Origin of the sequence: Streptomyces araujoniae (assembly GCF_050871195.1) — a bacterium.
Taxonomy (GTDB): domain Bacteria; phylum Actinomycetota; class Actinomycetes; order Streptomycetales; family Streptomycetaceae; genus Streptomyces; species Streptomyces bacillaris.
Map to the genome: position 1 here is coordinate 6,548,929 of NZ_CP194070.1, position 13,413 is coordinate 6,562,341.

Consider the following 13,413-nt stretch of genomic DNA (forward strand, 5'->3'; position numbering starts at 1 on the left):
CCGCGGTCAGGCGGGCAGCTCCTCCGGACCCGTCGGCATCGTGCGCAGCTTCCCGACCGGCGACAGGATGATCGGCACGAGCATCGCCGCCGACAGCACCCCCGCCACCCAGAGCGCCGCGTGCAGCCCCAGCACCCCGGCCAGCACCCCGCCGACCGGCCCGCCGAGCGCCCCGCCGCCGTACAGCAGCATCCGCATCGCGGCCGTCATCCGGCCCATCAGCGGCTGCGGGGTGATGCTCTGCCGCAGACTCACGATGATCACGTTGGAGATGCTGGAGCCGAAGTACTCCAGGAAGAACGAGGCCACGAAGAGCCCCACCAGCAGCCACGAGGGGCCGCCCGCCGCCGGGATCAGCAGCGGGCCCAGGAAGATGATCGAGACCGAGACCCGGTAGGCCGTCCCCACCGAGAGCCGGCGCACCACCATCCCGGAGATCAGCGCCCCGAGCAGCCCGCCCACCGCCGCGGCGCCCATCACGAAGCCGATGGTCGCCGCCGACAGCTCCTTGTCCCGCACCGCGTACAGCAGGAACAGCGACTGCACCATGGTCAGGAAGAAGTTGCAGGAGCAGCCGACCAGCCCGATCGCCCGCAGCCACCGGTTGCCGAAGACCCAGCGCAGCCCCTCCGCCAGCTCGGCCCTGAGCCGCCGCTTCTCGGTGCGGGGCGGCGGGTCCGGCTCGGGCGCCCGCACCAGCAGCAGCGAGATCACCGACAGGGCGTAGGAGAACGCGTTGGCGGCCATCGCGGCGGGCGCCGAGAAGGCGGTGACCAGCGTCCCCGCGATCCCGGGCCCGGCCACATCGGCCGACGAGAGGGTGGCGTTGAGCTTGGTGTTGGCCTCCAGCAGACTGCGCCTGTCCTTCACCAGCACCGGTACGTAACTCATCCAGCTGACGTCGAAGAGCACCGCCGCCGTGCCGACCCCGAACGCCAGCGCGTACAGCATCGGCAGGGTGAGCAGCTCCGCGTAGTACAGCAGCGGCACCAGCCCGATGAGGACCATCCGGACGACGTTCGCCCAGAGCATCACCGGGCGTTTGCGCACCCGGTCCACCCAGACCCCGAAGACCAGGGCGAGCGCCAGGAACGGCACCAGCTGGGCGAAGCGGAGGAGTCCCAGCTCCTCGGGCCCGACCTGGAAGACCAGGACCGCGGTGAGCGGCAGGGCGAGGTTGGCTATCTGGGTGCCGTACAGGGACAGTCCCTCGCCCACCCAGAAGACCATGAAGTCCCGGTTGTGCCAGAGGCTGCGCGGTGGCGGGGGCTCGGCCCCCTTCGCCGTGGCGGTGCCGGATTCCGTCCGGCCGCTGTCCTCGCTCACGCCGAAACCCCTCCGCGCAGCGCCTGGTTGACGATGTCCGCGATGGCCACGAGCCCCGGCTCCCGCCAGATGGAGTGGTGGTCGCCCGGCACCGTGTGCTGGGCGAGCCGGCTCGCGTACGGCTCCCAGAGCAGCAGGCGCGGCTCCGATCTCTCGGCCCTGACCAGGGTGGTCGGGCCGTCGTGGACCCCGTCGATCACATGGTCCACCATCGCGTGGGCATGGGCCCGGAAGAGGGTGAACCGCTCCAGCAGGAACTCCGCGTCGAACTCCTCCGGCACCGTCCCCGACTCCGCGATGGCCTCCAGCCGCTCCTGCGGTCCCGCCTCCGGGTCGAGCTTCGCGAGCGCCCGGTCCAGCTCGGGGGCCCCGCCGCTCACCAGCCCCAGGAAGTCGTGGAGGAAGTAGCGCACCAGCGCGGGCCCCGGCGGGAAGGGCTGGGTGCCGGGGAGCGCCGCGTCGATCACCACCAGCAGCGGCACCTCCTCGCCCTCGGCCGCCAGCAGCCGGGCCATCTCGAAGGCCACCACCCCGCCCAGGGACCAGCCGAGCAGCCGGTAGGGCCCGTGCGGGCGGGCGGCCCGGAGCGTGGCCGTGTGCACCTCGGCCAGCTCCCTGATCGACCCGGCCGGCTCGTCGAACCCGTCGAAGCCGGGCGCCTCGAAGCCGAACACGGGGGTGCCGGCATCGAGCCGTGAGGCCAGGTCGGTGTAGCAGTACGGCGAGCCGGAGACCGGGTGGACGCAGTACACGGGCGGGCTGTCACCGCCCGCGCGGAGCGGGACCAGGCTCTCGGTGGATGGGGCGGTCACCGTGTGCGGCCTCCGTCGTTCAGGGGTGCGGTGTTCAGGAGCCGGTCGATGGCGGCGGCGACACCGCTGACGGTGTCCCCGCCGTGGAGCAGACGTACGTTCACCTTGATCCCGAAGTGTTTGCTGAGCCGGCTGACCGCCCGCATGGACTGGAGCGAATCGCCGCCGGCCGCGAGGAAGGAGGTGTTCGCCCCGATCTTCGGGTTCGGCAGCACGGTGGCGAAGATATCCGCAACGGCCTTCTCGGTGGGGGTGTTCGGTGCGACGAACGCCGCCTCGCCGTCCTCCGGCGGCGGGTCCGGCAGCGCCGTGCGGTCGGTCTTGCCGTTGGGTGAGAGCGGCAGCCGGTCCAGGACGAGGACGGCCCCCGGCACCATGAACTTCGGTAGCGCGCCCGCGAGATGGGTGCTGATCACCCGGGGCCGGACCGTGCGGCCCGGCCGCGGCACCACGTAGGCGACCAGCCGGAGATCACCGGCCGTGCTCCCGCGGGTGGCGACCACCGCGTCCTTCACCGCGTCGTGCGACCGCAACACGGCCTCGATCTCGCCCAGTTCGATGCGGTGGCCGTGCACCTTGACCTGGAAGTCGGACCGGCCCAGCAGCTCGATCAGCCCGTCGGGGCCGTACCGGGCCACATCGCCCGTCCGGTAGAGCCGCTCCCCGGTGACCTCGCCGCAGGACCAGTCGAAGAACCGCTCCCCGGTCAGCTCGGGCCGGTCGAGATAGCCGGTGGCCAGGCCGATCCCCGCCAGATGGAGTTCGCCCGCGACCCCCGGCGGCACCGGCTGGAGGGCGGCGTCCAGGATGTACGTACGCTGGTTGGCCATCGGCCGCCCGTAGGGGATGCTCGTCCACCCCGGGTCGACCTCGCCCACCTCGTACACCGTCGAGTGGATCGAGGACTCGGTGGCCCCGCCCAGCGCGACGAACCGCAGTCCGGGGGCCACCTTCCGGGTCCGGCCGGGCAGGGAGAGCGGCACCCAGTCCCCGCCCAGCAGTGCCAGCCGCAGGCCGTCGAGCGGCGGTGTGCCGCCCGACTCCAGCTGCTCCACCACCAGTTCGAGGAGGGCGGGCGCCGAGTTCCACACGGTGATCCGGTGCGTTGCCAGCAACTCCGCCCAGTGCCCCGGGTCCTTGGCGAGCGAGGGCTCCGGCAGGACGACGGTGCCCCCGGCGGTCGTCAGCCCCAGGAACTCGTAGACCGACATGTCGAAGCTGGGCGAGGAGAGCGCGAGCACCCGGTCCCCGGGGCCCACGGAGTAGCGGGAGTTGAGGTCGGCGATGTTGTTCATCACCCCGCGGTGGCGCAGCGCGATCGGCTTGGGCGCACCGGTCGACCCCGAGGTGTGGATCACGTACGCGAGATCCCCGGGCGCCACCCCGCTGGACACGTTCCCGGGCGGGGCGTCCGCCCACTGCTCCGCGTCCCGGTCCAGCTCCACGATCCGGGGCCCCACCTCCGCCAGGTGGGTGGCGAGACCGCTCCGGGAGACGATCACCGCGCACGAGGTGCCGGTGACCATCGCCGCGATCCGCTGCTGGGGATAGTCCGGGTCCAACGGCACATAGGCGGAACCGGACTTGAGGACACCGAGCACCGCCACCAGCAGCTCCGGCGAGCGGTCCAGGCAGATCCCCACCCGGCCGCCGACCCCCGCGCCGAGCCCGCGCAGATGACGCGCCAGCCGGTTCGCCGCCGCGTTGACCTCGCCGTACGTCCACTCCTCCGCGCCCCGGACCAGCGCCACGGCCCCCGGATCTGCGGACGCCCGCGCCTCGAACGCCTCGTGCAGGCAGCGCTCGTAGGGGAGTTCGGCCGCCGTGTCGTTCCACTCCACCAGCGTGTGGCGCAGCTCGCCGTCGGTGAGGAGCCGCAGCCGGGCCACGGGCACCTCGGGGCGGACGAGGGCGTCCTCCACGAGCGTACGGAAGTGGGTGAGCAGCCGCAGTACGGTCTCCTGGTCGAACAGGGTTCCGTCGTAGCGGAGTTGGACGGTGCGATGAGGATAGGAGCCCCCGCTGCGCTCCAGCAGCACCAGTTCGAAGTCGGTCCGCTCCTCGCCGTCCGCCACCGGCTCGCGGCGCTCCCGGCCGGACCGGGCGAGGCCGGCGGGGGTCGTCTCCGCACCGATCTCACAGCTCAGCCGGAAGGAGCCGGCGCCGGGGGTGCGCGCGCGGAAGGCGAACTCCTCCTGGCCGGTGTACCGGTGAAGGAGCGCGGCGAACCCGGCGAGCAGCAGCTCCTCCGACGCCGCTCCGGCCGCCTGGTCGAGCACCACCCGCTGCCGGGCGGTGCACCCGGCCCCCTCGCTCTGCCGCGGCCGGTCGGTGGGCAGCAGCGCGGGGGGCGCCGGGACGCCCCGCTCGTGAAGCGTCACGCCGCCCCTCCCGCCCGCGCGCCGGAGACCGCCGTCGAGGCCGTGCCCCCGGAGCCCGCCGGGGCGAGCCGGGGGAGCACCCCGCCCCCGGCGACCGGCGGCACGAGCGCCCCCGGCAGCGGATGGCGTGCGCACAGCTCCGCCACCCCCGCCCGGACCGCGTCCCGCTCACCGGCATCGAGCACGTACTCCCGCTCGCCCCGGACCGTGGTCGCCTCCAGCACCCGGTGCAGCAGCGCCGCGCAGCTGCGCATCGCCGCCGGGCCCATGCCCCGCTGGGCCAGGATGTTGGTGCCCAGCCGCAGCCCGCTGGTGACGAGCGGCGGCCGGGTGTCGTCCGGGACCCGGTTCCGGTTGGCGAGGATGCCGCACTCCTCCAGCGCCCGTTCCGCGACCACCCCGGTCATCGCGCCGCCCGTCAGGTCGATGAGCACCATGTGGTTGTCGGTGCCCCCGGTCAGCACCCGGTGGCCCAGCGCCGACAGGGCGTCCGCGAGCGCCGCCGCGTTGTCGACCACCAGCCGCATGGTCTCCTTGAACGCGGGCTCCGCCACCAGCGCCAGCGCCCGCGCCTTCGCCGCGATGGCCGCCGGGTTCGGGGTGCCCTGCGAGAGCGGGAAGACCGCCCGCTGCATCAGCCGGGACAGCGGGGTGCGGCCGTCCGGTCCGGGCGTGGCGTGCTCGCGCCCGATCAGGATGAGCCCGCCGCGCGGCCCGCCGAGCTGCTTGTACGTACTGGTGGTCGTGGCGTGCGCCAGGTCGACCGGCGTCGGGTGCTCCCCGGCCGCCACCAGCCCCGCGATGTGCGAGATGTCCGCGACCAGATAGGCGCCCACCGAGTCCGCGATGGCCCGGAAGCGCGCGAAGTCGAGCGTACGGGGGTGGGCACTGGCCCCCGCGATGAGCACGCTCGGCCGGTGGCGCCCCGCCAGCGCTGCCACCTGCCCGTAGTCGATCCGCCCCGCCGCGTCCAGCCCGTAGTGCACGGCCTTGTAGTGCATCCCGGTCACCGAGGCCGGGGAGCCGTGGGTGAGGTGCCCCCCGGAGTCCAGGTCCAGGGCGAGGATCGTCCCGCCGGGGCGGACCAGCGCGGCCAGCACCGCCTGGTTGGCCGAGGAGCACGAGTGCGGCTGCACATTGGCGTACACCGCGCCGAAGGCGTGCTTGGCCCGCTCCACCGCCAGCCGCTCCACCAGGTCGAACTGCGCGGCCCCCGGGTGGTAGCGGGCCCCCGGATACCCCTCGGCCGTCACATTGGACAGCGCCGATCCGGCGGCCGCCAGCACCGAGGGGTCCGCGATGCTGGTCGACGCCACCATGGCCAGTGTCTCCCGCTGCTGCACCACCTCGGTGTCCAGCAGCCGCGCCAGCTCCGGGTCGGCCGCCCGCAGCGCGGCGGCCCCGCGCTGTGCCAACTCCGCCTGGGGCGGGACGTGTTCAGGCACGGGAGGCCGCCTTTCCGGCCTTGGCCACCAGCTCGTCGATGGCCGTCGCGAGCGCGCCGACCGTGGCACCGCCGTACAGCAGCCGGACGTTGACCTTCACCTTGAAGTGCTTGTTGAGCCGGCTCACCGCCCGCATCGCCTGGAGCGAGTTGCCGCCCAGCTCGAAGAAGCTGGCCCCGGTGCCCACCCGCTCCTGGCTGAGGACGGTCCCGAAGACCTCGACGACCTTCTCCTCGGTCGGGGTGGCCGGCGCGATGTACGAGTCCGCCGCACCGCCCGCGCCCACCGGGGCCGGCAGCGCCGCCCGGTTGATCTTGCGGGCCGGGGTGAGCGGGAACTCCTCCAGCTCCACCCATGCCGTCGGCACCATGTACTCGGGCATCGTCCGCCCCAGGTGGTCCCGCAGCTCCGCCACCGTCGGGGAGGTGTCCCCGAGGACGGTGTAGTAGCCGACCAGCTGCTTCTCCCCGTCGTCCTCGCGGAGCAGCACCAGCGCCATCCGGACCTTCGGGTGGGTCAGGAGCCCCGACTCGATCTCGCCCAGCTCGATCCGCAGACCGCGCAGCTTCACCTGGTTGTCGAGCCGCCCGATGAAGTCGATCTGGAGGTCGGGCGTCCAGCGCACCAGGTCGCCCGTGCGGTAGACGCGCCCCTCACCGAGGAACGGGTCGGGCACGAACTTCTCGTCCGTCAGCTCCGGCAGGTTGAGGTAGCCGCGCGAGAGCCCCTCGTCCCCGCCGATCAGCAGCTCGCCCGGGACACCGACCGGCACCAGGTTGAACTCCTTGTCGACGACGTAGTGCAGCCGGCTGAACTCCGGGCGCCCGATCGGCGGCGAGGACTTCCACTCGCGGTGTTCGCAGAGGTACTCGGTGGTCGCGATCGACGCCTCGGTCGGCCCGTACAGGTTCACGAACATCCGGCCCGGCAGGTTCCACTTGTTCACCAGCTCGGCCGGCAGGGCCTCCGCCCCGCCCATGATGTACTTGAGGTCCGGGTACGGCTCCGCCTTCACCAGCGACAGGATCGCCGGGGACAGCCCCGCGTACGTCACCCGCTGCTCGCGCATCAGCGACCCCAGCGACTCCGGCGAGGACGCGTCCTCGGGCGCCACCAGCACCATCGCGGAGCCGCTGATCAGCCCCGCGAAGATCTCGCCCTGCGACATGTCGAAGGTGAGCGCGGGCAGCTGGAGCAGCCGGTCGGTGTGGCCCCACTCCCCGAAGGTGCGCCGGTAGGCCTCGACGAACATCCGCAGCCCGCGCTGCTCGATCATCACGCCCTTGGGCATGCCGGTCGACCCGGAGGTGTAGAGGACGTAGACGAGCGAGGTCGGCTCGGTCCACTCCTCCAGCGGTACGTCGGTGGGCTCGGCCTCGACCGCCTCCCACTCGGTGTCGATCCGCAGCACCTCCCACCCGCTGGACGGCGGCAGATCGCCGACGTCGGCGTCCCGGGTGATGACGAGCGGGGCGGCGGTGTCCCGCAGCATGTGGTCCAGGCGCGCGTTCGGGTGCGAGGGATCGATGATCGTGTACGCGGCCCCGGAGACCATCACGCCGACGATCGCCACCAGCGCGTCCAGGTCCCGGTCCATGGCGATGGCCACGACCTGCTCCTGCTTGAGCCCGCGCGAGCGGATGTGGCGCGCCAGCTTGTCGGCCCGCCGGACCAGCTCCGCGTACGTCATCTCCTTGCCCCGGCAGACGGCGGCGACCAGGTCCGGGTGGTCCCGCGCGATCCGGGCGATGGTGGCGTGCACCGGCTCGGTCGGGTAGTCGAAGTCGGCCCCCCGCCCGACCGCCAGCAGCTCCTGCCTCTCCTCCTCGGTCAGCAGCGGCAGCTTCGCGACGGGGGTGTCGGGGTCGGCGGCGGCCGCTCCCAGCACCGTCCGGAAGTGCCGGACCATCGCCTCCACCCGGCGGCGGTCGTACAGGTCGGTGGCGTACTCCACGATCAGCCGCAGCCGGTCCGGGCCCTCGATGAAGCTGAAGGAGAGGTCGAAGCGGGAGCGGCCCCCGGAGACCAGGATCGACTCCGTCTCCAGCCCGTCCAGCTGGAGCGCGTCCCCGGTCGTCGTCTCACCCAGCAGCTGCACGGCGATCTGGAAGAGCGGGTTGCGTCCCGCGTCCCGCACCGGCTGCACCCGGTCGACGACATGGTCGAAGGGCACGTCCTGGTTGTCGTACACATCCAGGTTGTTGTCCGCGATCCGCTCGATCAGCTCCGCGAACGTGATCCCGCCCGACAGGTCCGAGCGCAGGACCGTCATGTTGATGAACAGGCCGACGACGTCCTCCAGTTCGGGATCGGTACGGCCGAGCATCGGCACCCCGATCGCGATGTCGTCCTGCCCGCTGTACCGGGCCAGCACCACCTTCAGCGCGGCGGCCACCACCATGTAGAGCGAGGCGCCCTGCTCCTGGGCGAGCGCGCGCGCCTGCTCCAGCAGCTCGGCGGGGAAGGCGACGGTGAACGTCTCCCCGTTGCGGGTCGGCTCAGCCGGGCGGACCCGGTCGGCGGGCAGCTCCAGCGCCTCCAGACCGGCCAGCCGCTCCTGCCAGAAGTCCAGCTCGCTCTCCCACTGCCCCGAGGCGCGCTGCTCCCGCTGGCGCTCCACATGGTCGGCGTAGGTGGCGGCCGGGGCGGGCAGCTCCGGGGTGCGCCCGGCGCGCAGCTGCCGGTAGGCCTCGGTGATGTCCCGGCTGATCACCCCACCGGACCAGCCGTCGGTGACGATGTGGTGGTAGTTCAGGGAGAGGACGTGCTCCTCGTCGGCCAGCCGGAACAGCTGGAACCGGCGCACCGGACCCGCCGCCAGATCGAACGGGGTGTCCGCCTCCGCCTTCAGCGCCGCGTCGAGCGCCTGCTCCCGCTCCTCGGGGGAGAGCCCGGAGAGATCGGTGACCGGCAGCGGGGTGTCCTCGACCGGGGCGACGACCTGGTACGGCACACCGTCCGCCGCGTGCAGGGTCACCCGCAGCTGTTCGTGGCGGGCGACCAGCAGCCGGAGCGCCCCCTCCAGCGCGGGCAGGTCCAGCGGGCCGCGCAGCCGGTAGGCGGTGGGGACGTTGTAGGTGGTCTCCCCGGGGTTCATCTGGTCCAGGAACCACAACTGCTCCTGCCCGAAGGAGAGGTGCATACGGGGCTCGGCAGCGTCCGACGCGCTCATGGTCACAGGACTCCGTTCGGCAGGTTGCTGTTCCGTCCACCGTGCGGTCCGGCGGACGGGGGGACTTGTGGGGCGGGGCGGAGCAGCGGTTCGAGCCGCCGCAGCCCCTCGGTCACGGCCCCGGGGTCGCGGGCGAAGCAGATCCGGAAGCCGTCCGACGCGCCGAGGGTCTCGCCGGGCATCAGCAGCACCCCGGCGTCCAGCACCCGGCGGCAGAGCGCGAGCGGCTGCTCCCCGGTGGTCAGCCGGAGCCAGGCGAACGGGGTGTCCTCGGGCTCCACCAGCTCCACCGCGTCCGCGTTGCGCCGCGCGAACTCCCGTACGAGATCCAGTCCTTGGCGGGTGATCTCGGTGTACCGGCGCAGATAGTGGTCCCGGTGGTCCAGCACATCGCAGGCCAGCGTCTCGCAGAGCACCGAATTGGCGATGGTGGAGAGGAACTTGCGCCGCGCGCACGCCTCGACCACTTCCGGCGGACCGTACAGCCAGCCGACCCGCAGCCCGGGGAAGCCGTACACCTTGGAGAGGCTGGAGACCGAGATCACCCGGTCGCCGCCGACGGCGGGGGAGTCCCTGAGGTCGAGCGCGTACTCCTCGTCGAGCAGCAGATGGGCGTCGTGCCGCTCGGCCAGCGCCAGCAGCCCCTTGAGGTCGCTGTCCGCGATCCGCCGACCGGTCGGGTTGCAGGGGGAGTTGGCGACGATCAGCCGCAGCCCGGGTCCGGCCAGCGCGGCGGCGGCCTCCACGTCGAAGGTGAGGTCCTCGCGGTAGGGGGCGCAGTCGACCCGGCAGCCCAGATCGGCGGTGATGTCCCAGGACTGCTGCCACCCCGGCCGGTAGACGATCACCTGGGCGCCTGGCGCGAGCAGGGCGGCGTAGACGAGATAGAGGGCCTGCTGCGCCCCCTGCGTGATGAGGACGGAGGCGGAGTCGCCGCCGTAGAGGTCCGCGACCCGGTCGCGCAGCGGGCCGATGCCCCGGTCGTGCCCGTAGTCCAGCTCCAGACCCGGGGGGACGGAGAGCTGGTCGAGCCGGCCGGGGAGCATGTTGCTGTCCCCGAGGTCGATGTCGAAGCGTCCGGCGGCGTCCTCGAAGACCCACTTCTGCATGGGGTATTCGCCGGTGGTGGTGGTCATCGGACGGCCTCCGGGGTGCGGTCGAGCAGGGCGCGCAGGGCCGGGGCGAAGTCACCGGTCGCCACCTGCCGGACCTCGCCGGTCAGGGTCACCGACCCGTCGGCCGCGAGGGTCACGGTGACACTGCCGCCGGGCATCCGGACCTCCACCCGGTCCTCGCAGAGCCCGAGCCGGCGGGCGGCCGACGCGGCGGCGCAGGCGCTGCTGCCCGAGGCCAGCGCGTAGCCGGCGCCCCGCTCGTACACCTCGATCTCCAGCACGTCCCGGCTCGCCACGCGCAGGAACTGCACGTTGGTGCGGTGCGGGAAGCGGACGTGCCCGGCGATCCGGGGGCCCAGGTCGCGCGCGAGTTCCGGGGTCGGCTCGTCGACGGGGACGACGGTGTGCGGGTTGCCGTTGTCGAGGGCGGTCACCGTGAGCCGGTGCTCTCCGACCGTGAGCGGCACGGAGAGCGTGGAGCCCTCGGCGGGGGTGCCGTCCTCGTTCAGCAGAGGCAGGGCGGCGGCGTCGAACACGGGCCTGCCCAGGCCCACTTGGACGTCTCCGGCCGCCCGGTCCAGAATCCGTACGGGGCTGTCGCCCGCAGACGTCCGGAGGGTGAACGGCTCCCCCGTCGCCCAGCTGCCCGCGTCCCGGTCGGCCAGGTGCAGGGCGAACATGCGCAGCCCGTTGCCGCTGCGCCCGCAGACCGAGCCGTCGGAGTTGAAGAGGGCCAGCGGGACCGGGACCCCTGGGCGGGGTTCGGTCAGCGGGCCGTGCACCACGCCGTCCGCGCCGATGCCGAAGTGCCGGTCGCAGACGCGCCGTACGGTCTCCGGGGTGACGGGGAGGTCGGTGGAGCGGGGGTCGATCACCACGTAGTCGTTGCCCAGTGCCTGATACTTGAAGAAGTCGGTCATGACTCGTCTCAGGTAGGTGGCGGGGGACAGGGCCGCCCCCGGCCGCGCGGTGCGGCCGGGAACGGCCCCGTACATCAGGCCTCTTGCTCTTCGAGCGCCGCCGCGTCGTGCTCGTCGCCGTACCACTTCTCCGCCCAGCGGGAGAAGGCGATGATCACGATGTCGCGGTGGCCCGGCCCGCCGTCGGCGGAGAGGACGTCCGTGACGTCGTGGGCGAGCCCCCGGTCGTCGAGGAGGACCGCCTGGCCGGCTTCGAGCGTCTCCGACCAGAAGGGCGCGTCGGCCTCCGGCTTCCAGAGCCGGGTGGTGCCGCCCGCCACGTTCACCTTGTTCAGGATGGCGATCATGACGAACTCGTGGCCGTCGTGGTGCACCCCTTCCGGGGTGAGCGGGCCGGGCCGCCCGCCGTCGGCGCGGGTCCGGTTCTGGTGGACGTTGATCTGCCACGGCTCGGACCGGTCCAGGCCCAGTTCGCGGATGCCCTCGGCGATCAGCGGGGTGAAGTCCACCTCGATCGGCTCGTAGACGCGGCGGATGCCGCCGCCGACCGGGTTGAACTTCTTGTACGTGGTGTAGTCCCGGTGCGGCAGCCGCTTGAACGACCAGGCGTCGTCCTCGGCCGGAGTGAGCTTGTACTGCGAGAACCGCTTGAAGCGGGTGCCGTTGCCCATGTAGTCGTCGACCGGGCAGCGGTCGTAGCTGGGCAGGATGTCGGGCGCGACCTCGGGCAGGTCGATGACGGTGAATCCTTCGGTGCCGAGCGGCATGTGCTCTCCCCTCCTGGTGGGTGGTGGCTCCTGGCGGGCGGTGGCGGGGTCTCAGCCGGTGACCGACGGCATCCGCTCGTCCAGATAGGTCGCCGAGGCGTTGAGCCGCCAGAGGATGCCGCGGGCGATGGCCCGGCGCATCCGCGGGGACTCGGCGGCGGGCAGCACCACGTTGTGGAACCAGCCCTGGGCGTGCTGGGAGTCGATGGTGATGTGGAGGCGGTGGTAGACGATGCCGACCTCGGGCAGGCCGAGCCGCTCCCAGGCGTGCACGACCTGGACGAACCGGTCCGGCGCCATCCACTCGGTCATCCCGAGGAAGCCGACGGCCTCCGGGTACAGCGAGCGGTAGCGGCACAGCAGCACCGCGAGGTTGCCGTTGAGGAGGGAGTTGGCGGTGAGCGAGCGCTCCAGCTCCTCGTCGGGGATCTGGAAGACCTCGAAGATCTTGTTGAAGAGGGTGGTGTGGACCTGGGCGTGGTCGCCGTTGCCCATCTCGTCCCAGAAGTTGGCGGCGATCTCCATCTTCGCCGCACCCGCCGTGCCGACCTGCATCATCGCCAGCAGATCGTCGAAGCGGCCGTCGACCACCGACTCCTGCATCACGTAGTTGCGCAGGTCGGCCTCGGTGGCCCGGTTGCGGATGAACTCGTGGTAGTACGGGTGCTTGTAGACCCGGTGCTCACGGGCGGTCTTCTTCAGCCAGGAGAGGTAGGCGCGCGGTTCGGTGGGCGCCTCCTCCAGCAGCCCCGGCTCGATCAGCCGGTCCTGCGCCTCGGCGGTGGCGGTCTCCAGCAGCCGGCCGATCTCGTGCGCCACGACCGAGCCCTCGGCGGTCTCCCCGTCCGACAGCTTGGTGTGCAGCCGGTAGATCCGGTCGAGCAGGAACTGCTGTACGTACAGGGCCTGTTGGTCGCCCGCGGCGGCGGCCTTGTTGATCTCGGCCACCCGGCCGAGCAGGGCGGTCCGCGCGTCGCCGGAGTACTGGGAGTCGGCCTTGTCGGCCGCCGTCCCCAGCAGCACGGTGACCTCGTCGACCGTGGTCAGAAAGCGGCTGGCGGGCTCGGTACCGGCCCGGGAAGTACCAACTTCGAGCATCTGCTTCCCCTTGTATTCACCTGATGACTGTGACGTGCCGTACGTGTCGTGCGGGTAGCCGTCTGTCGCGCTGCGGAGGAAAGGAGCGGGGGAGGGAGGAGGAAGGGGGATCGCACCGCACACGTCCCTTGAGGGTGCGGGCAGGGTGTGTGCCAGAACGGCAGAGGCGGTCAATGCGCCGCCCATACTGCACGCAGGTCTCTGGGCAGACTCTGTACGCGGTCTATATGGATTCAAGCCACCGGGCGGGAGGCGGGGGGAGCGCGCCGGGCCCCGGGTCAAGGCATGGCAAAGAGGGCGCGCAGTACGGGACCGTATCCGTACTCCGCGCCCTCGTTCAGGGGTGTTGCGAAGGTGGTGCTGGGGTGAGCCCTGAG

The 13,413-nt window shown here is 72.3% G+C and carries 9 protein-coding genes; all 9 read right to left on the reverse strand.

From position 1 onward, the window contains the following. Positions 1-6: 6 nt before the first annotated feature. The 9 genes from ACQ9ZG_RS27995 to ACQ9ZG_RS28035 all read right to left on the reverse strand — a co-directional run bounded on the left by ACQ9ZG_RS27995 (position 7) and on the right by ACQ9ZG_RS28035 (position 13,036). Positions 7-1,326 carry an MFS transporter gene (locus ACQ9ZG_RS27995; RefSeq protein ID WP_028418203.1) on the reverse strand — a complete coding sequence of 440 codons (1,320 nt, stop codon included), beginning with the start codon at positions 1,324-1,326 and terminating at the stop codon, positions 7-9. Further along, positions 1,323-2,138, reverse strand: coding sequence for a thioesterase domain-containing protein (locus ACQ9ZG_RS28000; RefSeq protein ID WP_028418204.1), 816 nt, complete (start codon positions 2,136-2,138; stop codon positions 1,323-1,325). The genes ACQ9ZG_RS27995 and ACQ9ZG_RS28000 overlap by 4 nt, the downstream gene beginning before the upstream one ends. Beyond that, entirely contained in the window at positions 2,135-4,519 is a 2,385-nt protein-coding gene (locus tag ACQ9ZG_RS28005; protein WP_499281344.1) for a non-ribosomal peptide synthetase, read from the reverse strand. The genes ACQ9ZG_RS28000 and ACQ9ZG_RS28005 overlap by 4 nt, the downstream gene beginning before the upstream one ends. Then, positions 4,516-5,964, reverse strand: coding sequence for a serine hydroxymethyltransferase (gene glyA / locus ACQ9ZG_RS28010; RefSeq protein ID WP_386698333.1), 1,449 nt, complete (start codon positions 5,962-5,964; stop codon positions 4,516-4,518). Before glyA ends, ACQ9ZG_RS28005 begins: the two co-directional genes overlap by 4 nt. Next, the gene (locus ACQ9ZG_RS28015; protein WP_109916902.1) at positions 5,957-9,136 is read right to left on the reverse strand and encodes a non-ribosomal peptide synthetase; all 3,180 of its coding nucleotides are present in this window, start codon (positions 9,134-9,136) and stop codon (positions 5,957-5,959) included. The genes glyA and ACQ9ZG_RS28015 overlap by 8 nt, the downstream gene beginning before the upstream one ends. A gap of 2 nt (positions 9,137-9,138) precedes the next feature. Beyond that, positions 9,139-10,272 (reverse strand): pyridoxal phosphate-dependent aminotransferase, encoded by a 1,134-nt coding sequence (locus ACQ9ZG_RS28020; RefSeq protein ID WP_109916901.1) that lies wholly within the window; start codon positions 10,270-10,272, stop codon positions 9,139-9,141. Continuing rightward, entirely contained in the window at positions 10,269-11,171 is a 903-nt protein-coding gene (gene dapF, locus ACQ9ZG_RS28025; RefSeq protein WP_258312332.1) for a diaminopimelate epimerase, read from the reverse strand. The genes ACQ9ZG_RS28020 and dapF overlap by 4 nt, the downstream gene beginning before the upstream one ends. A 74-nt stretch (positions 11,172-11,245) precedes the next feature. Then, positions 11,246-11,938, reverse strand: a complete 693-nt coding sequence (locus ACQ9ZG_RS28030; RefSeq protein WP_109916899.1) for a 2OG-Fe dioxygenase family protein — start codon at positions 11,936-11,938, stop codon at positions 11,246-11,248. A gap of 51 nt (positions 11,939-11,989) precedes the next feature. Next, positions 11,990-13,036 carry an iron-containing redox enzyme family protein gene (locus ACQ9ZG_RS28035; protein WP_028418211.1) on the reverse strand — a complete coding sequence of 349 codons (1,047 nt, stop codon included), beginning with the start codon at positions 13,034-13,036 and terminating at the stop codon, positions 11,990-11,992. Between the last annotated feature and the right edge of the window lie 377 nt (positions 13,037-13,413).

What these genes read in the sequence shown, in the direction of transcription:
- ACQ9ZG_RS28035 (WP_028418211.1), bottom strand. Translation starts at nt 13,036, where the DNA reads ATGCTCGAAGTTGGTACTTCCCGGGCCGGTACCGAGCCCGCCAGCCGC.
- ACQ9ZG_RS28020 (WP_109916901.1), bottom strand. Translation starts at nt 10,272, where the DNA reads ATGACCACCACCACCGGCGAATACCCCATGCAGAAGTGGGTCTTCGAG.
- dapF (WP_258312332.1), bottom strand. Translation starts at nt 11,171, where the DNA reads ATGACCGACTTCTTCAAGTATCAGGCACTGGGCAACGACTACGTGGTG.
- ACQ9ZG_RS28030 (WP_109916899.1), bottom strand. Translation starts at nt 11,938, where the DNA reads ATGCCGCTCGGCACCGAAGGATTCACCGTCATCGACCTGCCCGAGGTC.
- ACQ9ZG_RS28015 (WP_109916902.1), bottom strand. Translation starts at nt 9,136, where the DNA reads ATGAGCGCGTCGGACGCTGCCGAGCCCCGTATGCACCTCTCCTTCGGG.